The organism is Embleya sp. NPDC056575, from assembly GCF_042793325.1.
In the GTDB taxonomy this organism is placed as follows: domain Bacteria; phylum Actinomycetota; class Actinomycetes; order Streptomycetales; family Streptomycetaceae; genus Embleya.
Genome location: NZ_JBHTVA010000009.1, coordinates 92,686 through 113,357 on the forward strand (window position 1 = coordinate 92,686; position 20,672 = coordinate 113,357).

A 20,672-nucleotide genomic window follows, 5' to 3' on the forward strand; every position below is an offset into this window, starting at 1 on the left:
GAAACCCGTCGAACACCTGGATGCGTCCCCCGGAAAGGGGCAGAGTGGGACGCATGACGACCTCGACTCGGCCCGAGCGCATCCTGATCGTCGGCGGCGGCTATGTCGGCCTGTACACCGCTCTGCGCCTGCAACGAAAACTCAAAACGGGAGAGGCGACGGTGACCGTCGTCGAACCGCAGTCCTACATGACCTACCAGCCCTTCCTTCCGGAGGCCGCGGCCGGCGCCATCTCGCCGCGACACGTGGTCGTCCCCCTCCGGTCGGTACTGCCCAAGTGCCGGATCGTCACCGGGACCGTCGAGCACGTCGACCACGCGAACAAGACCGCGACCGTCGAACTGCTCGGCGGGGAGACCTACGCCGAGCCCTACGACCTGCTCGTGGTCGCGCCCGGCTCGGTGGCGCGCACGCTGCCCATCCCCGGTCTGGCCGAGTGGGGCATCGGCTTCAAGACCGTGGAGGAGGCCATCGCGCTGCGCAACCACGTGCTGGAGCAGTTGGACACCGCCTCCTCGACCCGCGACCCGTCGATCCGCGACCACGCGCTGACGTTCGTCTTCGTCGGCGGCGGCTACGCGGGCGTCGAGGCGCTGGCGGAGTTGGAGGACATGGCGCGCTACGCCTGCCGCTACTACCACAACATCACCCCCGCCGACATGCGCTGGATCCTGGTCGAGGCATCTCCCCGGATCCTGCCGGAAGTCGGCGAGGACATGGGCAGGTACACGGTTGCCGAATTGCGCCGACGCGGCATCGACGTACGCCTGAACACCCGCCTGGAGTCGGCGGTGAACCGGCACGTGGTGCTCTCCGACGGCACCGAACTCGACGCGAGCACGCTGGTGTGGACCGCGGGAGTCAAGCCCAGTCCGATGTTGCTCTCCACCGACCTGCCGCTGGACGACAAGGGCCGGCTCCGGGCCCGGGCGACGCTGGAGGTGGACGGTGTACCGGGGGTGTGGACCGCGGGGGACTGCGCGGCGGTGCCCGACCTGACCAAACCGGGTGAGGAGTTCACCGGGCCCAGCGCGCAGCACGCGGTGCGCCAGGCCCGGGTGTTGGCCGACAACATCGTGGCCAGGCTGCGCCGCCAACCGCAGCGGCAGTACCGGCACAAGTACGCCGGCTCGGTCGCGTCCCTCGGGCTGCACAAGGGTGTCGCGCAGGTCTACGGGATCAAGACCAAGGGCCTGCCGGCCTGGTTCATGCACCGCACCTACCACCTCAGCCGGGTGCCCACGGTGAACCGCAAGATGCGCATCATGGCGGAATGGACACTGTCCCTGATGTTCCGGCGCGAGATCGTCTCGCTGGGGTCGATCGAGCACCCGCGCGCCGAATTCGAGTACGCCACCCGAGGCGACCGCGGGCGCACCGGGTAGGCACGTGCGACCGCGCGGCTCGTAGGCTGCCGTGTTGTCCGAGGGTTGAGTGTGTCGCGACCGGGTCCCGTACATTGCCACAGCGCACTGCTGCGGTACCCCGAACGGGGGCCGGTCACGGGACGTGATTCCCTCACGACCGACTTTCGCCCACACTGGGGATGTCACCTGCGGTATATCTCCATGCGCTTTGCGTGAACGAACTCTCCAGGAAGCGAGCGGTTGAACATCACTCGGTGGGGCGCCCGGCTGGCCGGTGACCGGCGGCGCTCGGTGCCGGCGGCACGCAGCCAGGAATCGAACGACACCTTCCCGCTGCGCGACGTGCTGGCCCACGCGCCCGCGCTGATCGCGGTCACCCGGGGGTCGAACCACGAGCTGTGTTACGTCAACGACGCCTACCGGGCGGTCTTCGGCGCGCGCAGATCGGGGGTGCCGGCGCGGGACGCGCTGCCCGAACTCGCCGAGCACGGGCTGCTGACCCTGATGGACCAGGTCTATCGGACCGGGCGCGGGCGTACGGTGCGGGCGCGACGGGTGGATCACCGCGGCGAGACGTACCCGGGCATGCCGGAGAGCGAGCGCAGGCACGGTTACTACACGTTCGTCTGCACGCCGGTGCGCCCCGAGGCGGCCGGGCGGGGCGGGGACACGCGCGGTGTGCTGGTGTTCGCGGTGGACGTCACCGACCAGGTCCAGGCCACCGATCGGTTGCGGGAGAGCGAGCGGCGACACCGGCAGGCCGCGGTCACCCTGCAGCGGAGCCTGCTGCCGCAGCGGTTGGAGAACCCCGACGATCTGATCGTGGCCGCGAAGTACCTGCCCGGCGGCACCGACGCGGCGGTGGGCGGCGACTGGTACGACGTGATCACCCTGGGCGCGGGGCGCACCGCGCTGGTGATCGGCGACGTGATGGGCCGCGGGGTGCGGGCGGCGGCGGTGATGGGCCAACTGCGCACGGCGGTGCGGGCGTACGCGCGGCTGGATCTGCCGCCGCACGAGATCCTGCAGTTGCTGGACGAGACGGCGATGGAGATCGACGCCACCCAGATCGCCACCTGCGCCTATGCCGTCTACGACCCGGGCGAGGGCGTGCTGACCTATTCCACGGCGGGCCATCTGCCGCCGCTGGTGCGCGACGGCGACGACGTGATCCACAAGCTCGACGACGCCAACGGGCCGCCGCTGGGCACCGGGGCGAGTTGGCCGCACACCTCGGGACGGATCACCCTGGATCCGGGCTCGACGGTGGTGCTGTACACCGACGGCCTGGTCGAGCGTCGGGGCGAGGACCTGGACGAGGGCATCGACACGCTCGGCGCGGCGCTGCTGTCCTCGGTGGGCGAGCCGGAGGCGGTGCGCGACCACCTGATCGCGCACATGCAGCTGCCCGAGGAGCACGACGACGACATGGCCATGCTGGTGCTGCAGCTGCCGCGGCGCGAGGGGGCGCAGGCGCGGTTGTTCCGGACCGCGTCGCTCGACCTGCTCGGGGGCAGTGAGGTGGCCGCGCGGGGGCGGGCGTTCACGTCCGGGGTGCTGGCGAGTTGGCAGGTGGGCGAGGAGCTGCGCGAGCTGGGGGTGCTGGCGGTGAGCGAGTTCGTGGCGAACGCGCTCACGCATGGCGCGGCCCCGATGCGGTTGCGCCTTCGGCGCACGGATCGGCGGTTGATCGTCGAGGTGTCCGACGCGGACGACCACGTGCCGCGGCGGCGGCGGGCGGCGGCCGATGACGAGAGCGGGCGGGGCGTGGCGATCGTGGCGACCATCGCGAAGTCGTGGGGGAGTCGGTTGACGGACGAGGGCAAGACGGTCTGGTGCGAGTTCCCGTTGGGTTGACCGGGGTTTGGCCTCAAACGCCGGCCGGGCTGTTTCGCCTCAAGCGCCGGCGGGGCTGATTCGGCCTCAAACGCCGGCCGGGCTCCTTCGCCTCAAACGCCGGCGAGGCTGATTGGCCTCAGACGCCGGCCGGGCTGGTTCGCCTCAAGCGCCGGCGAGGCTGATTGGTCTCGAACGCCGGACGGGATGTTTGGTCTCAAGCGCCGGCTAGGCTGATTGGTCTCGAACGCCGGACGGGATGTTTGGGCTCAAGTGTCGGCCCGGCCTTCGCCTCAAACGCCGGTGGGGCTGGGTGGCCGGCGTTTGAGGTGGAGGGTTCTTGTCGGGTCAGGCCACGGCGGCGGCGATTCGGATGCCTGGGGCGGAGCTGGGGGTGGCGTCCCAGCGCATTACTCGGCCCTCCCAGACGCCGCGCAGCCATAGTTCGGCCGAGACGATGTCGGCCAGTGGGCCCAGTGGCAGCTCGGGGCGTACGGCCTGGTCGCCCTTGGCCAGGCTCGGGCCGCCGATGGCCAGGTCGAGGGCGTGTCGCACCTGGACCGGGTCCAGTACGCCCAGCTCGCCCAGCAGCGGGTCGGCGAACAGTTCGCGCAGCGTGCGTGCGTTGATCCGCAGACCGCGCCGTTCGGCCTCGGTGTAGTCGGCCCGGTGCACGGTGCCGAGCGCGTGCGGGGGGATCAGCCCCTGTACGGCCGCGGTGAGCAGCGCCCTGGGGCCGTCGTCCCGATCCCGCGCCCACGCCGGCAGCGCGAGCCCGGCGCGCACCACGGCGGTGTCCAGGTACGGCGCCTGGACCCGCACTCCGACCCGCTCGGCGAGTTGCTGGTAGGCCCGTTGCCGTTCGGCCGCCCGGCGGACCGCGACCCATGCGGCGCGGTCCCCCGGACGGCCGTGGACAGCCGGATCCGCGGCGACTACGGATCCGGCCGAGACCACCGACTCGCCCGCGAGCCGGCGCAGCGATACGGCGAGGCGGTGGCGCATCTCCGGCGTCGTCCAGACCGCCGTGGGGGCCGCGGTGCACCACGCGATGGCGGCGGCCGGCCCCGTGTCCACCCGACCCGAGCCCGCGAACACCTCGGCGAGCCGGTCGAGTGCCTGGGGGAAGGTGGTGCGGGCGACCCGACTCGCGGTGCTCGCCAACTCGAAGCCGCTCATCCCCAGGTTGCGCCCCCAGGTGCGGGCATGCCGGGCGGTGGTGACCCGGCGGCGGTCCATCGCGAGGTCGGCCAGGTAGGCGAGCGGGGTGCCCAGTACGGCGTCGCCGCCGTAGCCGGTGATGTGCATGTCGATGCCGGCGTCGCGAACGGCCTCCAGGGTGCGGCCGGTTCGGGCCATTCCGATCAGCGAGAAGCCGGGCTCGTCGGGCATCACCGTGCCGTCGAGCACGTCGGCGAGGCCGGTGTAGGGCAGGTGGTCCACCCCGCCCGGGATCACCAGGTGGCGCAGCCGCGCCGAGCGGGCCACGATGTCGGCCGCCGAGGCCGGGTCGCCGGGAGCGCACGGCTCGGCCCAGGTGACCGCGACCAGGTCGCGCGCGGTGCCCTTGGTGAGCGAGCGCGCGCCGAGCAGCGCGAGCACCGCGGAGTCGCGCCCGCCGGACAGATCGGCGCCCGGGCGCTCGGATTCGGCCACGCGCCGACCCACGGCGTCGGTGAGCGCGCGCCCGAGCGCGTCGGCCGCGCCGGGGAAGTCCAGGGGAGAGCGGTGTTGTTCGTAGAGCCGCACCCGGGGCACGCCGTGGGTGAGTTCGAGCGCATGGCCTGGTTCCAGCCGGCTCACGCCGGTGAACATCGAGCGCCCGGCCACCAGTTCGGGCACGTCGGGGCAGGCGAGGCGGGCGGCGAACGCCTCGGTGTCCAGGCCCGCCCGGGTCAGGTCGGCGAGCGGGAGCGCGTGCGAGGCGTAGACCACGCCGTCGCCCGGGTCGGCGTGGAACACCTGGCGGACACCGGCGAGATCGCCCAGCACCACGGTACGCCGACCGGCGCGCAGCACCACGTGGTAGCTGCCCGCCCAGCCGGTCAGGTGCCGCAGCGCCCCACCGCGGGCCACCGCGAGGCCGACCTCGAGTTCGGCGTCGGTGGCGCCGCAGACGCCGAGCACGGCCATCTGCAACCTGCCCCGACTGACCACCCGCACCTCGTCGGCGGGCCAATTGCCCACCAGCCACAGCGGATCGGAGCCATCCCACAGCGTCCTGGCCCCGGTCGGCCGGGCCACGCTCGGGCTCTCGGACGTCCCTGCGAACCAGCGCATCTCGACCCCCTTCGGGTAAACGGCACCGCGCAAACCCACCATGGATGCCGGCCGTACAGGTTCCGACGGTTCCATGGAACCAAGGTTAGGCAAGCCTGAGTAGAGCGCATTCGACGGCGCACGGGGACACGCACCCGGCGCATGGTTCCTTTTGACCGTGCCTGCGTACTGACGTGTCGTCAAGTACGGTCTGTCAATGATTGACTCCCCGGCTTGGTGATTGCTTGGCCGAGGGTTGCCCCGCGGACGGCCCGAAGGGCCGGGTCGGAGGCAACACCTCGGACGAGACCCCGGATTGGCGAATATCTCCCTTACCGACGGTGGCCGGCCCGGTTACGCTGAGGCGGACGGAGGGTTGCCTTTGGGGGCAAACTATGCGCGGCAGTCCCAAGCAGGATCGGTCGGGGCGTTCGGGCTCCGGCCTCGAGGACCGGGAGGTCCCGGATCCGGGAGTGGTAGGCGGAGGCGTCGGGGCCGGGGCCGACGACTCCTTCGGCGATTCCCCGGCGGGCGCCGGCGTGAGACCCCTCCTCGATTCCCCGGCGTCGCGACCCGCGACCTCCGATCCCGTCGACGCCCGTCCGCGGGTCTCGCGCGAACGCGGGCCCAACGGCCGGCTCGGCGACCTGCTCGGCGTCGCCGGGGTCAGCAACGCCGGACTCGCCCGTCGGGTCAACGACCTGGGCGCCCGGCGCGGCCTGTCCCTCCGCTACGACAAGACCTCCGTGGCCCGCTGGGTCGGCAAGGGCATGACTCCGCAGGGCCCGGTGCCGCACCTGATCGCGGCCGTGCTCGCGGAGCGGCTCGGCCGCCCGGTGCCGCTGGAGGAGATCGGCCTCGACGACAGTCGGCCGGTGGATCCCGATCTCGGCCTGGCCTTCCCACGCGATGTCGGGGAGGCAGTTCGCACCGCCACCGACCTGTGGAGGCACGACCACGTGAATCGACGCGAGTTGCTGGCCGGGACGTTCGCCGTCACCGCCTACGGCACCCCCATGGCCCGGTGGTTGATCACCCCGGCCGACGCCCGCGCCGAGCATCGCGGAAGCGGCCCGCACGTCGGACACAGCGACGTGACCAAACTGCGCGAGGCGGCCGAGGAGGCCCGCCGCTGGGACAGCAAGTACGGGGGCGGCGACTGGCGGGCGTCGATGGTGCCGGAGTGCCTGCGGTGCGACGCCACGCCGCTGCTGCGCGGGAGCTACCACGACGACGTGGGCCGTCGGCTGTTCGGTGCGACGGCCGAACTGTCCCGGCTGGCGGGGTGGATGGCGTTCGACACCGGGCAGCACGAGGTGGCGCAGCGCTACTACATCCAGGCGCTGCGGCTGGCCCGGGCGGCGGCCGACGTGCCGCTGGGCGGCTACGTCCTGGCCTCGATGAGTCTGCAGGCCACGTATCGCGGCAACCCCGACATCGCGGTCGACCTGGCCCAGGCGGCCATCGAGCGCAACAAGGGCATCGCGACCTCGCGGGTGACCGGCTTCCTGCATTTGGTCGAGGCCCGCGCGCACGCCCGCGGGGGTGACGCGGCCGGGTGCGGGCGGGCGCTGAACGCGGCCGAGGCGCACCTGGAGCGGGCCCGCTCCGGCGACGACGACCCGGAGTGGATCGACTTCTTCACCTGGGACCGGCTGTGTGCCGACGGCGCCGAGTGTTACCGCGACCTCGGCGTGCCCGAGCGCACCCGGCACTTCACCGTGCAGGCGCTGGCCGGGCTGCGCGGCGAGGCGTACCAGCGCTCGCACGGGTTGCGGCTCGCGGTGGGCGCCCAGGCCGAGTTGCGCGCGGGCGAGGTCGAGGCGGCGTGCGCGGCGGGCCGGCAGGCGCTGGAGATCGCCGACCGCGTGCACTCGTCCCGCAACGCGGCCTACCTCAACAACCTGCTGGTCGGCCTCAAGCCGTACGCCGACGTCCGAGCGGTCAAGGACTTCACCGACCGCGCGCGCCTGGTCGCCGGCATCACCGCCTGAACCGACGGTGGCGGATCCGTTCCCGGAAAAACGCCGCAGGCCCGACATTTGCATGTCGGGCCTGCGATCCAAGTAGCGGGGACAGGATTTGAACCTGCGACCTCTGGGTTATGAGCCCAGCGAGCTACCGAGCTGCTCCACCCCGCGTCGGTGAACCCAACTGTACGCCATCGCGGACGCGCCCGTGACCAATATCCGCGACGCCCGGCCCGGCCGGCCGCGCACGGCCGGCGCCGAGCACCGACTCCCTTGCGGGAAAAGGCCGTTCCCTCCCGATTCGACCCGGTGGCAAACGGCGGCGGGCACGATATGGTTCCGGGCCGTAGAAGGCGGGTCGCCTACCGGGGGCGGGCCGATGTGCGCCGGCGACAGCCGCGGCAGCGGCGGAGCGGGGTGTGTCCCGAGATGACCGAGAGATCCGGCTGCCCGTACGTGGCCCTGTCCGGCCCACGCTTCGAGACCGACCCGGCCGGGCTGTACCGCGAGTTGCGCGAACAACACGGCGCGGTGGCGCCGGTCGTGCTGGAGGGCGGCGTGCGGGCGTGGCTGGTCCTGGGCTACGCCGAGGCGTTGGCCGTGCTGCGCGACCCGGAGTTGTTCTCGCACGACTCGCGGTTGTGGCGCGACCGGATCAAGGGCCTGGTCCCGGCCGACTGGCCGCTCGCGTCGATGGTCGAGTATCGCCCGTCGATCCTGTGCACCGACGGAGCCGAGCACCGCCGGCACAGCACGGCCGTCGCGCACAGCCTCGGCCGCATCGACCGGCGCGCCTTTCGCGGCGAGATCGAGCACATGGCCGACTCGCTGATCGACACGTTCGTCGCCCGGGGCGAGGCCGATCTGCTCACGGAGTACGCGCAGCGGTTGCCGCTGCTGGCGATGGGCCGGTTGATCGGCCTGTCCGCCCTGGAGGGACCGCACCTGGTCCGGGTGATCAACGGACTCTTCGACGGCGGCCCGGACGCGCCCGAGCATCAGCGGGTCCTGCTGCGCATGCTGACCGACCTCGTCGAGGCCAGGCGCGTCACGCCGGGCGCGGACATCGCGTCCTGGCTGATCGAGCACCCCTCCGAGCTGACCGACGCCGAGGTGATCGAGGACCTGCTCGTGATCACCCCGACCGAGCCGACCGTCAACTGGATCGGCAACGCGCTGCGCATCCTGCTGACCGACCACACGCTGCACGCGTCCCTCACCGGGGGCCGGCGGACCACCGACGAGGCGCTCGACGAGGTGTTGTGGCTGGACCCGCCGATGCAGAACGTGGCGGGCCGCTGGGCCACCGAGGACACCCTGCTCGGCCGCACCGCGATCCGCGCCGGCGACTTCCTGGTCCTGGGCCTGGCGGGCGCCAACGCCGATCCCGCCGTGCGTCCGCCCGGCACCGAGCTGACCGGCAACCGGGCACACCTGGCCTGGGGCGGCGGCCCGCACACGTGTCCGTTCCAGGGGCCCGCGCGGCTGATCGCGCAGACCGCGGTGGACACCCTCCTGGACCGGCTGCCCGACATCCGCCTGGCCGTCCCGCCGCGCAAGCTGACCTGGCAGGCGTCCCCGTGGATCCGCGGCCTGACCGCGCTGCCGGTCGTCTTCACCCCGGATCAGCCCGTACACGGCGGCACCCCCTGGCCGGAGCCGGCCGCCGCCACGCCGCCCAGGCTCGACCCACCGCCCCCGGCCCCCGCCGAGCCCGCACCCGAGCCCGCGCCCCGGCCCGCCCCGGCCGCGGACCCGCCCCCGGCCGCCCCGACCACCTCCACCGCGTGGTGGAGCCCGTCCCGCTGGCTCCGCAACCGCTGACCCCCACCGCGCCCACCCCCGAGTCCCCACATCCGCCCCGCCCGCCGGCCGGCGACGGTCTAGGGTCGAAAGCCGGAGGTGGGCTCATGACCTTGACCCATGACGTGGTGGTGATCGGCGGCGGCATCGTCGGGCTCGCCACCGCCTACGCGCTCACCGAACAGGACCCGGGGCGCACCGTCGCGGTCGTCGAGAAGGAGACCTCGTGGGCGGCCCACCAGACGGGCCGCAACTCGGGCGTGATCCACTCCGGCCTGTACTACCGCCCCGGCAGCCTCAAGGCCCGTTTCGCCGTCGAGGGCGCCCGGCGGATGGTCGACTTCTGCATCCGGCACAGCATCGCGCACGACGTCCCGGGCAAGCTCGTGGTCGCCACGAGCGTGCATGAACTCCCGCGCCTGCGCACCCTGTTCGAGCGCGGCCTGGCCAACGGCGTGCCGGTCGCCGAGCTGACCACCGAGCAGGTCCGCGAACACGAACCGCACGTGTTGTCCGTCGGCGGCCTGCACGTGGCCTCCACCGGCATCGTCGACTACTTCGACGTGTGCCGGACCCTGGTCCGCCTGCTGCACGACCGCGGTGTCTCGCTGCGCACCGGCGCGGAGGTGGTCGACCTCGCCGTACACGCCGACGAGGTGGTCGTGCAGACCCGCCTCGGCGAGCTGCGCGGCCGGGTCCTGGTCAACTGCGCGGGGCTGCACAGCGACCGGATCGCCGCACTCGCCGGCGACCCGCCGCCGGTCCGGATCGTGCCCTTCCGCGGTGAATACCACGAACTGGTGCCCTCCCGGCGCGGCCTGGTGCGCGGCCTGGTCTACCCCGTGCCCGATCCCGCCTTCCCGTTCCTGGGCGTACACCTGACCCGGGGCATCCACGGCGACGTGCACGTCGGGCCGAACGCGGTCCTGGCACTGCGCCGCGAGGGCTACTCGTGGGCCCGGATCGCGCCGGGCGAGTTGGCCGCGACGCTCGCCTACCCGGGCATGTGGCACATCGCCCGCCGGCACTGGCGCTACGGCGCGGGCGAGTTGCTGCGCTCGGTGGCCAAGCCGGCGATGGTGCGCGAGGTGCAGCGGCTGCTGCCCGAGGTGACCTCGGCCGACCTGGTCCGGGCGCCCGCCGGGGTGCGCGCCCAGGCGGTGCGGCCCGACGGCGAGCTGGTCGACGACTTCCTGATCACCGGCGGCCGGCGCACGATCCACGTGCTGAACGCGCCCTCCCCGGCGGCCACCGCCTCGTTGCCGATCGGCGACGAGATCGCGAAGCGTGTCGCGCGGCGGCTGGGCGAACTCGCCAAACGGTAGCCGCCCGTGGATCATGGTGGCCGGCCTGCCGATCGGGGGAACCGCCTTGGCCGTGAGACCCGTCGTCCTGCGCGCACTGCTCGCGGGCGTCGTACCGCTGTTGTGCGCAGCACTGTTCGCGCCTCTGTTCGGCGGCGCGACGCCGGCCCGCGCGGACACCCCGGGGGCGCGGTTGACCGTCTCCCCCGGCGGGCCGCTGCGGCCGGGCGACGTGGTGACGATCCGGGGCACCGGCCACACCGGCTGCCCCACCGGGCGGATCGACCTGATCGGCTTCGACGCGCGGCTGCGCACGAACGTCGAGGGCGCCGACCGGTTGATCGCGGCGGACGTACCGCTGGACCCCGACCACGGCTTCACCGTGCGCTTCACCCTCGATCCGCCGGTCTACCTCGGCAACCAGGGCTTCCGGACGTTGTGCACGAACCGGGGCGCGGAGCCGTTCGCGCCGCCGCTGGCGCAGACCACGTTCGAGTATCCCGCGAGCGAGCGGGGCAACCCGAACGGCTTCCCCGCGCCGGGTCCGCCGCCCGCGAACCTGACGAGCCGGCGCCTGGTGGTCGACCCGGCCGACGCCGGGCCCGACCGGCTGGTCACCGTCTGGACCGACCTGCGCTGCGGCGCGGCCACCGCCAACCACAACGGCGTACTCCGGTGGGACGGCCGCTTCGTCACCACGTTCTACGCCCCCGCCGAGCCGACCGAGACCCGGGCACTGCGGGTGCACCTCCCGCAGACGCCCACCCGGGGCACCCACCGGCTCTCGGTGGCCTGCCTCTCCGACGACGCCCGGTTCGGCGTGGTGGACGCCGGTGTGACGCTCGACGCCCAAGTCGCCTTCGCCCCCGCCACGTTCACCCTGTCCGCCCCGCGCGGCGGCGGCGACCGGATCCGGGCGAGCGGGGCCGGGTTCACCGGCTGCGCCGCCCCGGTCGACGGCGCGCCGGCCGAGGTGGCGCTGCGGCGCGGCGACCGGGTCGTGGCCCGGGTGCCGGTCGGCGCCGACGGGCGGATCGACGCCGAGCTGACCCTGCCCGCCGGCCTGCCGGAGGGGCCGACCGAGCTGACGGCCGGCTGTACCGCCGAACGGCTGGACGGCACGGTGCGCTTCGCGTTCACCGTGCGCCCGGACGCCCGCGCGGCGGACGCCGTCGCGCCACGGGCCGCCGACCGCGCCGACTCCGCCCTCGACCTGCCCTCCCCCGGCGACCTGCTCGACCACCCCGGCCCGCTGGTGGTGGCCGGCGCCGGCACCGCGCTCGCCCTGCCGTTGGTGGGCTTCGCCGCCGAACTCTTCAACAAGACGATCGAGGAGAACCGGCTGCGGATCCGCCGCCGGCTGCGCCCGGGCGCGGCCCGGCCGCGCTCGATGCCGCGTGCGCCCAGGCTCCAGGTGCTCGTCTTCCTCGTGTTGTCCGCGCTGTGCACGGTCGCGGTCGAGCCGACGATCGGCTTCGACCGGGCCACGTACGCGCTCGCGCTGTCCATGCTGATCGCCGTGCCGTCGACCGTGCTCGCCTACTCGGGGCCGGCCGAGCTGTACCGTCGTCGGCTCTCCCGCATCCGCGCCTTCCCGCAGTTGATCCCCGGCGCGCTGGTGGTCGCGGTGCTGCTCGGGGTGGTGTCGCGGACCGCGCATCTGGTGCCGGGTTACGTGTACGGCCTGTTCCTGGCCTTCACCCACGCCGGGCTGCGGCAACTGCCCGCGCGCGAGGAGGGGCGGGCCACCGCGCTCGGCGCGTGGGCACTGGCCGGGCTCGGGGCGGCGGCGTGGGTGGGGCGGATCCCGGTCGAACGAGTGCTGGCCGGCGACGGCTCCCCTGCCTTCGGCTGGGTGCTGGCGGAGAACGTGCTCACCCAGATCTACATCGCCGCGATGATCGGCCTGGTCTTCGGCCTGTTGCCGATCACCTGGCTGGACGGGCGGTTGATCTGGCGGTGGAATCGGTGGGCCTGGGCGGCGGTGTACGCGGTCGCGGTGTTCCTGTTCCTGCTCACCCTGCTCGACCCGACCGGGGTCACCACCGGCGCGACGCGGCAGATGTGGACGCGGGCGGTGTGGGTGTTCGGCGCGTTCTGCCTCGTCTCGGTCGGCTTCTGGGCGGTGTTCCGGCTGCGCCCGGCGCCGCCGCCCGGACCGACGGGGCCGTGGGGGACGCCGACGGGGCCGTGGGGGACGCGGTCGGGCTCGGGAGTGCCCGGGCCGGCGACCGCGCCGGGATCGGATGTCCCCCGGCCGGCGACCGCCCCGCCGCCCATGCCGAACGTGCCGCCGACCGTCGGCCGCTCGTCCCCGCCGCCGCCGAATCCCGGTCTGTAAAATCCTGGTCTTATGTCCCCTCTTCCCGTAACCCCTCTGCCCGGCGCCTCGACCGTCCCGGACGTCGCGTCGATCGATCCGGCGGAGCGCCACATGGCGACGGTGCGCAGCTTCACCCCGCGTCGCGGCCGGGTCACCCTCGCCCAGCGGGACGCGTTGGACCGGTTGTGGGCGCGGTGGGGCTTCGACGTCGCGGACCGCCGGCTCGACCTCGGCGAGCTGTTCGGCGACGACCGGCCGGTCGTGCTGGAGGTCGGCTTCGGGATGGGCGAGACCACGGCGGCGATGGCCGAGGCCGATCCGGACACCAACGTGCTGGCGATCGACGTGCACACCCCGGGACAGGGCAGCCTGCTGCACGACGCCGAGCGCCGCGGGCTGACGAACATACGGGTCGCCAACGGCGACGCCATCGAACTGCTCCGGGACATGTTGCCGCCCGCCTGCCTGGCCGGCATCCGGATCTTCTTCTCCGACCCGTGGCCCAAGACCCGCCACCACAAGCGGCGGCTGATCCAGCCCTCGTTCGCGGCGCTGGCCGCCTCCCGGCTGGTCCCGGGCGGGGTCCTGCACTGCGCGACCGACTGGGCGCCCTACGCGGAATGGATGCTCGACGTGCTCACCGCCGAGCCCGAACTGGTGAACACCGTCGAGGGATACGCGCCCAGACCGCAGTGGCGGCCGGTCACCCGCTTCGAGCAGCAGGGGCTGGCCAAGGGCCATCGCGTCGCGGATCTGCTCTTCCGCCGGCGCTGAGCCGAGGGTCGGTTTTCCCCGGGTCCGCGCCTGCGCGGCCGGCGGCGGCCCGATCCGGGCAGGGTCACCCATTCCGACCACGTCACAGCCGACCGAGAGAGGCGCGCCGCGGCCCCGCGCGGCGTTATCGTCACCCCATATGGACGCATCGCAAGGACCCGACACGCCGGCCGGTCCCGTCCCCGCGGACCCCGCCGCGTACGAGTTCGCCCTGTACGAACCCGGACCCGCGGAGAAGTCGTGGCCGCGCCGGCTCGTGGCGAACCAGACCGCGCGAATAACCGCGCTCGTCCTGGCGTTGCTCGGCTGCGCGATCACCATCGCGGTGATGCTCGGCGACACCATCGGCGCCCAGGGCCTCCTGGTCGGCGCGTTGTTGGCGCTGGTGCCCACCCCGCTGGTGGTGAGCGCGATCGTGTGGCTGGGTCGGGTCCGGCCGCTGCCCTGGAAGAGCCTGCTCTTCGCGTTCGCGTGGGGCTCGTGCGCGGGCGCCCTGGTCGCGCTGTTGGCGAACAGCTGGTCGTTCGACAAGCTGATGGACCTCAAGGGCCAGGAGGACGCCGAACTGCTCGGGCTGACCATCGTGGCGCCGGTGGTCGAGGAGTGCGTCAAGGGGCTCGCGGTCGTGCTCCTGTTCGTGACCGTACGGCGGGAGTTCCGCGGCGTGCTGGACGGGCTGATCCCGGCCGCGATCAGCGCCGCGGGCTTCGCGTTCACCGAGAACGTCCTCTATTTCGGCCGCGAGTTCGCGGCGAGCGAGGACAACGGCGACGGCCTGGGCACCACGTGGGGCGTATTCATCGCCCGGGGCATCATGTCGCCCTTCGCGCATCCGCTGTTCACCTCGATGATCGGGCTCGGCTTCGGCCTGGCGGTCCTGGCCCGCTCGCGGCCCGCGCGGATCCTGCTCCCGCTCGCCGGGTACGTGTGCGCGGTCGGGCTGCACGCGTCCTGGAACGGCTCGGCCACCCAGGGCCTGGCGTTCCTCGGCGTGTACTTCCTGGTGATGATGCCGATCCTCGGCGCGCTGATCTGGTACACGGTGGTCGTGCGGCGGGACCAGTTGCGCGCGGTGGAGGACGAGTTGCCGGGCTACGTCGCGGCGGGCTGGTTCCGGCCGCACGAACCGCTGCTGCTGTCCTCGATGGCGGACCGCTCGCGCGCGCTGCGCACCGCGCGGACCACGCTGGGGCCGGAGGGCGTCGCGCGGCTGCGCGCCTATCAGGCCGATGCCACGCTGCTCGCCGAGCTGCGGCGGCGCGCGGGTCGGTCGCGGCGCGGTCCGGCGCCGGAGTACCCCGGGCAGGAACGGGAGTTGCTGGAACGGGTATGGGCGGCCAAGCCGGCCGTCGCGCGGGTGATCGACCACACGATGCCGTCGCCGAGGTGGCGCTACGTCAAGCCGCCGCCGGGGATGCCGCCGTGGGGGATGCCCTACGGCGGGCCGGGCGGTTGGGGCGCGCCGGGGTGGGGTGCGCCGGGGACGATGCCGTACGGAACGCAGGCGGGGGCGGCACCATACGGCCCGCCGACCGGCATGGCGCCCTACGGAGCCCCGACCGGTTTCGCCCCGTACGGCCCGCCGCCCGGTGTGAACCCCTTCGGCCCGCCGCTCGGGTGGATGCCGCCGGCCCGGCATCCGGCCGCGCATCCCGCATGGGGTCCCCTCCCACCGAGCGGCCCGCCGCCGTGGGGCTCACCGCCCCCGGCACAGGTCAACGGCGGCGTCCCCGCCCCGGCCGAACCGCTGGGCCCTCCGGCCTGGTACGCCCGCCCCGGCGACTCCCCGAAGCCGCCCGCCGACCCGCCCCCGCCGGACAGGGCCTAGCCCACCGGACACGGCCCGGCCCCGACTCGCAGCCGTAATCGGGCCGGGCCGACCCCCGTGCGACCATGACCGGGTGCATATCTCGACCACCTACATCCCCACCGAGGCCGACATCGCGGAGGGCGTGCTCGCCTTCCGCCGCGGCCTCTTTCGCGGACTGCTCGGCGCCGGGGCGGTGCTCGCGGCCCTCGGGGTGGTGCTGGTGACGCAGGCCCTGCTGACCGGCACCACGGTGTTGTGGCCGTCGGCCTTCGTCGGCTTCGGCGTCGCGATGTTGGCGCTGCGGTTCTGGGCGCCGATCCAGGCCGCCCGGCAGAACAAACACATGCACGGCGTGCCCTGCGAGGTCACGCTGACCGACGAGGAATTCGTCACCACGCTCGGCGGCACCCGCAGCGAGACGCCGTGGAGCACCTTCCGCAAGGTCCGCCGCGTGGACACCCAGTGGATCTTCGAGTTCGGTCCCACCCAGGCGGTGACCATTCCGAGGCGGGTCTTTACCGACGCGGAAAACCTCGAACTGGAGACGTTTATCCACAGCCGGGGCCGGGCAGCGCGCTGATCTTCCACAAGGAAGATCCACATCCTGTGGAAAACCTGTGCGCACAGGCATTCGGCGCGCCGAAGCCGCTCGAAATGGCGAGAAACAATGCCGATTCGACCTGATCGGGCGTGTTTATCCGGTTGCGTGCACACCGATGGCTTTCGTCCATCGGGCATTTCCCGCATCAACCACAAAGGCGACCTCTCGCGAGGTCGCCTTCGGGTCCTGCCGGTGATCCGTCAGCGGCTGCCGACCGCCTCGGCCACGTGCGTGGGGACGACGGCGGCGCCTTCGGTGGCCTTCACGATCGTCGTGCCCTCGACCTGCTCCGCCTGCTCGGTCGGGTCCGCCTGCTCGCCCTGCTCCGGCACCGGCACCCCCCGCAGCAGCCAGGTCGCGCCGAGCGCCGCCAGCGTCAGCAGCACCGCGCCGCCGAGGGTGGCGTACTGCATACCGTGCGTGAAGGCGTCCCGCGCGGTGTCGAGCAGGTGCTCCCCGGCCCCGCCGGAGACCCGCCCGGCGCTCGCGCTCGCCGCCGCCAGCGTGTCGTTCGCCGCGTGCACCGCGTCGGCCGGCACCCCGTCGAACGTCGCGTCGCGCATGTCCCGCCCGTACACCGCGTCGGCGATGCTGCCCAGGACCGCGATGCCCAGCGCCCCGCCCAACTCGCTGCCGGTCTCCGAGGTCGCCCCCGCCGCACCGGCCCGCTCCGGCGGCGCCGAGGTCAGCACCATCTCGGCGGTCAGCGTGGTCGCGATCAGCACCCCGGCGGCGACCAGACCCGCGCCGACCAGGACCACGACCAGCGGCGTGCCCGGACGGGCCCGGCTCATCACCACGAAACCGGCCACCGACAGGAGCAGGCCGCCGCAGATCAGGAACCCGGGCCGGACCTTCTTGGCCAGGATCCCGGAGACGGTGAGCGCGACCGTGATCCCGGGCATCACCGTGAGCGACCACAGCGCCGCCGTCAACGGCCGCATGCCGAGCACGAGTTGCATGTACTGGGTGTTGAACAGGGCCGAACCCATCAGCGCGACGGCGGCGATCACGTTGACCGCGATCGAGGCGCTGTACGCCCGGTCGCGGAACAGCGCGAGGTCGATCAGCGGGTCGGCGACGGTGCGCTGCCGACGCACGAAGAGGTATCCGACGACCAGCCCGACCACGATGCTCGCCAGGTACGCCGGCGCCACACCCTCGGCCGCCGTCTCCTTGATCCCGTAGATCACCGCGAGCACCGACACCAGCGAGAGCCCGGCACTGACCAGGTCCAGCCGACCGGCGGCGGTGTCCTTGAACTCCGGGAGCAGGAACGGACCGACCGCGAGCAGCAGCACCATCGCGGGCACGTTGAGCAGGAACGCCGAACCCCACCAGAAGTGGTCGAGCAGCAGGCCGCCGGCCACCGGGCCCAGCGTGGCGCCCGCGGTCAGCGCGGCGGTCCAGATCGCGATCGCGGTCCGCCGCTGGGCCGGGTCGTGGAAGAGGTTGCGGATCAGCGCCAGTGTGGAGGGCATCAGCGTCGCACCGGCCACACCGAGCAGCGCCCGGGTGGCGATCAGCATCTCGGGGCTGTTCGCGAAGGCCGCGGCCACCGAGGTGGCGCCGAACGCCGCCGCGCCGATCAGCAGCAGTCGGCGGCGGCCGATCCGGTCGCCGAGCGCGCCCATCGTGATCAGCAGGCCGGCCAGCAGGAAGCCGTAGATGTCCATCATCCAGAGCTGCTGGGGAGCGGTCGGCTCCAGGTCGTCGCTGATGAACGGAAGCGCGAAGTACAGCACGCCCATGTCCATCGACACGAGCAGGAGCGGGAGGAGCAGGACCGTCAGGGCGATCCATTCCTTACGGCCGGCCTTGACTGCGGTGGAGGTCATGACAGGAACAGTACAAGCGTCTAAGACGCTTGTCTATGACGCTTGTATAAAAAGCTTCCGGCCGACTCCCGGAGGGTTCCCGCCCCGCCCGCAGCGGGTACCCGGATGCCGTGCGGGGGCACCGACTCCACTCCCGAACGAAGGAAGGCGACATGAGTGACGAGCGCATTCCCGTGGACCGGATCCCGAAGGGCGACCGGCCGAGGATGGACCTGCGCAGCGGCGCCGAGACGCCCGTGGACCCCGAGGACCTGGTCCTGGCGGAGGGCAAGGACCTGACCGAGAAAAACATCGAAGAGGCCCGCCGCAGGCTCGCCGAACTGGGCCCGGCCGCGGTCGAACGCGTAGTCCCCTGACCCCGCCCCGCACCCACAACGAAAACTTCGGTCGTGGGGACGGCCGGGCGGCGTTCCGGACGCGTCAGCGTCCGGAACGCCGCCTGGGTCGCATTTCGACCGGGCGGACCTGATACACACCCCGGTCCCGGTCCCGCTGCTCCTCGGCCACCTGGAGCGCGATCAGGATCTCCAGCGCGCTCCAGGCCATGCCGAGCATGCCGAGCCCGACGAAGAGCATCGCCCAGACCCAGAACCAGGTGTGCGCCCAGACGCCGAGCAGCGCGACCATCGCCGCGACGATGGTCAGGGCCAGCAGCACGCCGGTGCGCGCGGCGGCGTTTCTCGCGCCGTCCGGAAGCCTGGCCATGGCCGGTCCTTCCTTCCGCCGAGAGTCCGGTCGATCCTCGCCTGCCCCCTGTGCGGCGAACGGAACCCGCTCAGGCGTCTTCGTCCGGGATTCGATGGAACTCCCGCCAGGTCTCCCAGATTCCCGGCACGGTACCCGAACCGTAGGAGCGCTCGGGCCAGTTGGCCGGCGGCAGTCCGGCGGGGTTGGCGCCGACGTTGGCGCCGTACCAGAGGTCGTGCCGACGGCGCGCGAAGTACCACGTGCCGTCCCGGCGTTCGTACACGTCGCGATACAGGATCGCCTGGTGCAGCCAGCGCGGCCCCTCCTGGATCTCGCCCTTGCAATACACGTGTCCGGTCGCGTGGTCCGCGTCGAGGAGGTCGATCACGTGGGTGCCCACGTTGAGGATGGTCACCCCCAGGGGCGCGAGTTGGGTCGCGAAGGACGCGCGCAGCGCCGCGCGTCCGTTCTCCTCCCGGGTCACCCGCACATCCGGCACGAACAACGCGCACAGCGCGTCCAGGTCCCGGCTGTCCAGGGCCAGCGCGTAGCGGGCGGCCAGTTGACGGATCTGTTCGTAGGCGAGCAGCCGTTGTACGTCGTCCATGGACCGACACCCTGTCAGGCGGACACGCGGGCGAGCCGCCGCGGGTCGTACACGACCTCGACGTAGGACCAGCGGCCCGCGCCCGCGTAGTGCAGCACCACGTTGACGTCCAGACCGACGTCGGCCCCCTCGGCGCGGAGCAGGACCGCGACCCGGTTCCCGTCGACGAGCCGCAACACGACGCGATAGCCGGTGAACGGCGAGCGGCGCACCCCGTCCAGGATGTACGCGTGCAGCGCGTGCCGGCCCTCGACGAAGCCGACCACGTGGTCGCGCACCCGTACCTCGTCGGTGAACAGCGCCGCGACCGGCGCCCAGTCGCCGTGGGCGGGGGCCGCGGCCAGTCGGCCGGCGAAGTCGGCGAGGGCCCGCTCCACCTCGGCCCGGTCGGCGGCGCGGGGCGTCGGCTCGGGCGCCCAGCCGACGATCCCGCGCAGCTCGCCGCCGTCGGCCCCGGGGACCGCGCCGCCCGCGGCCCGCCAGCGCGCGATCATCGCGGCAGCGTCGTCGCCGTTGTGGAACTCGCCCACCATCTCGAACCGATCGCCGACCCGGCGCAGGATCTCCGTCCCGGGCAGCGTGTAGCGGGCGGTGCCGCCGGTGGGGTCGGGCAGGTTGTGCCAGACGTAGCGGCAGACCAGGTCGCCGTCGACCATCGTCCACTCGGTGAACCGGGACACCTCGGGAATCGGGTCGGCACCGCCGATCCGCGCGCTCCGCGCGAGTGCCGCCGCCACCGCGTCCCGGCTGCCGCCCATCGTGCCTCCCCGCAGTCGTCCGGCGAACCCGGCCGCGCGCGAGGATCCGGGCGCAGGTCGCCTCCGGTCCGCGTGATCCTGCCCGCGCCCCGTCGGGAAGTCCAGCCCCGACACGATCGTCGGAACGGAACCGTCGCCGGCTGGTATACGTATTACCGGTCGCAACCAGCCGGCCGGGCTCCGACGCGAGCACGAGACGAAGATGAAGCGGAGGGGACGCGAGTGATCCGGTACCGGGTCCGGGTGGACTTCTACCAGGACGTCCCGCCGGACCGGCCCCCGACGGGGTACGTGGGCTCGTTGCTCTCGGGCGACTTCGCGGGACCCGCGCTGCCGCGCGGCGGCGACTCCATCTCGGCGATCCCGCTGGGCGGTGCGCACATAGGGCCGTGGACCGGCGGTCCCTACATGATGGTCCACCGGGTCGAGCACCATCCGGTCCCCGTCGACGGCGAGGGACACATAGTGGAGTGGTGGGAGCAATACCCCCAGCCCTCCGTGCACGTGGTCGTCAACGCCGAGTGGCCGGACACCGAGGAGTCCGAGCACGAGTTGATGAACCTGTACGAGGAGCAGAGCTGGAGTTCGTTCCCGGCGGGGCCGGAGAACCCGTTCCTGCCGGTGGCGGCGGCGGCGGACTTCTAGGCCCTTCCGAGTCTTTCGCGCCTTTCCGGCCTTTCGGGGTCCTTCCGGACCCTTCCGGGTCCTTCACCCCGTTCCACCCGTGACGCGGCG

The 20,672-nt window shown here is 72.9% G+C and carries 16 protein-coding genes and 1 tRNA gene; 11 read left to right on the top strand and 6 right to left on the bottom strand.

The genetic code is table 11. The annotated features are described in order from the left end of the window. Positions 1–53: 53 nt before the first annotated feature. Together ACFRCG_RS09270 and ACFRCG_RS09275 are read left to right on the top strand one after the other, a co-directional pair. Positions 54–1,385, top strand: a complete 1,332-nt coding sequence (locus tag ACFRCG_RS09270) for an NAD(P)/FAD-dependent oxidoreductase (protein WP_380030173.1) — start codon at positions 54–56, stop codon at positions 1,383–1,385. Between the two features lie 222 nt (positions 1,386–1,607). Next, positions 1,608–3,224, top strand: coding sequence for a SpoIIE family protein phosphatase (locus tag ACFRCG_RS09275; RefSeq protein WP_078976044.1), 1,617 nt, complete (start codon positions 1,608–1,610; stop codon positions 3,222–3,224). Positions 3,225–3,551: 327 nt separating this feature from the next. Here ACFRCG_RS09275 and ACFRCG_RS09280 read toward each other — a convergent pair whose 3' ends face one another. After that, entirely contained in the window at positions 3,552–5,483 is a 1,932-nt protein-coding gene (locus ACFRCG_RS09280; RefSeq protein ID WP_380030175.1) for an asparagine synthase-related protein, read from the bottom strand. A 626-nt stretch (positions 5,484–6,109) separates the two neighbouring features. On the opposite strand from ACFRCG_RS09280, the gene ACFRCG_RS09285 reads away from it, so the two are divergent. Continuing rightward, on the top strand, positions 6,110–7,456 hold the full coding sequence (locus ACFRCG_RS09285) for an MFS transporter (protein ID WP_380009202.1): 1,347 nt from the start codon (positions 6,110–6,112) through the stop codon (positions 7,454–7,456). A gap of 73 nt (positions 7,457–7,529) precedes the next feature. Here ACFRCG_RS09285 and ACFRCG_RS09290 read toward each other — a convergent pair. Further along, positions 7,530–7,603 (bottom strand) — tRNA-Met (locus tag ACFRCG_RS09290). Between the two features lie 258 nt (positions 7,604–7,861). On the opposite strand from ACFRCG_RS09290, the gene ACFRCG_RS09295 reads away from it, so the two are divergent. From ACFRCG_RS09295 to ACFRCG_RS09320, 6 genes are all read left to right on the top strand, one after another. Beyond that, positions 7,862–9,256 carry a cytochrome P450 gene (locus ACFRCG_RS09295; protein WP_380030176.1) on the top strand — a complete coding sequence of 465 codons (1,395 nt, stop codon included), beginning with the start codon at positions 7,862–7,864 and terminating at the stop codon, positions 9,254–9,256. Positions 9,257–9,342: 86 nt separating this feature from the next. Continuing rightward, positions 9,343–10,560, top strand: coding sequence for an L-2-hydroxyglutarate oxidase (gene lhgO / locus ACFRCG_RS09300; protein WP_380030177.1), 1,218 nt, complete (start codon positions 9,343–9,345; stop codon positions 10,558–10,560). Positions 10,561–10,612: 52 nt separating this feature from the next. Further along, positions 10,613–12,880, top strand: coding sequence for an FGLLP motif-containing membrane protein (locus tag ACFRCG_RS09305; RefSeq protein ID WP_380030266.1), 2,268 nt, complete (start codon positions 10,613–10,615; stop codon positions 12,878–12,880). 12 nt (positions 12,881–12,892) lie between these two features. Beyond that, positions 12,893–13,636, top strand: a complete 744-nt coding sequence (gene trmB, locus ACFRCG_RS09310; protein ID WP_380030178.1) for a tRNA (guanosine(46)-N7)-methyltransferase TrmB — start codon at positions 12,893–12,895, stop codon at positions 13,634–13,636. 139 nt (positions 13,637–13,775) lie between these two features. Beyond that, positions 13,776–15,464, top strand: a complete 1,689-nt coding sequence (locus ACFRCG_RS09315; protein WP_380030179.1) for a PrsW family intramembrane metalloprotease — start codon at positions 13,776–13,778, stop codon at positions 15,462–15,464. 73 nt (positions 15,465–15,537) lie between these two features. Continuing rightward, positions 15,538–16,026, top strand: coding sequence for a YcxB family protein (locus ACFRCG_RS09320; protein ID WP_380030180.1), 489 nt, complete (start codon positions 15,538–15,540; stop codon positions 16,024–16,026). 221 nt (positions 16,027–16,247) lie between these two features. On the opposite strand, the gene ACFRCG_RS09325 is transcribed toward ACFRCG_RS09320, so the two are convergent. Continuing rightward, complete coding sequence (locus tag ACFRCG_RS09325; protein ID WP_380030181.1) at positions 16,248–17,885, bottom strand: MFS transporter; 1,638 nt, start codon at positions 17,883–17,885, stop codon at positions 16,248–16,250. A 152-nt stretch (positions 17,886–18,037) separates the two neighbouring features. Here ACFRCG_RS09325 and ACFRCG_RS09330 point away from each other — a divergent pair, with 152 nt between their 5' ends. Further along, a complete protein-coding gene (locus ACFRCG_RS09330; protein WP_380030182.1) occupies positions 18,038–18,241 on the top strand; it encodes a hypothetical protein in 204 nt (67 codons plus the stop codon). A 64-nt stretch (positions 18,242–18,305) separates the two neighbouring features. Here the strand turns inward: ACFRCG_RS09330 and ACFRCG_RS09335 are convergent, their stop codons facing one another. The 3 genes from ACFRCG_RS09335 to ACFRCG_RS09345 form a co-directional block, all read right to left on the bottom strand. Further along, on the bottom strand, positions 18,306–18,590 hold the full coding sequence (locus ACFRCG_RS09335; RefSeq protein WP_380003513.1) for a hypothetical protein: 285 nt from the start codon (positions 18,588–18,590) through the stop codon (positions 18,306–18,308). 70 nt (positions 18,591–18,660) lie between these two features. After that, complete coding sequence (locus tag ACFRCG_RS09340; RefSeq protein ID WP_380030183.1) at positions 18,661–19,179, bottom strand: nuclear transport factor 2 family protein; 519 nt, start codon at positions 19,177–19,179, stop codon at positions 18,661–18,663. Positions 19,180–19,193: 14 nt separating this feature from the next. Then, a complete protein-coding gene (locus tag ACFRCG_RS09345) occupies positions 19,194–19,937 on the bottom strand; it encodes a nuclear transport factor 2 family protein (protein WP_380030184.1) in 744 nt (247 codons plus the stop codon). 222 nt (positions 19,938–20,159) lie between these two features. On the opposite strand from ACFRCG_RS09345, the gene ACFRCG_RS09350 reads away from it, so the two are divergent. Further along, the gene (locus tag ACFRCG_RS09350) at positions 20,160–20,582 is read left to right on the top strand and encodes a hypothetical protein (protein ID WP_078976054.1); all 423 of its coding nucleotides are present in this window, start codon (positions 20,160–20,162) and stop codon (positions 20,580–20,582) included. Positions 20,583–20,672 lie beyond the last annotated feature (90 nt).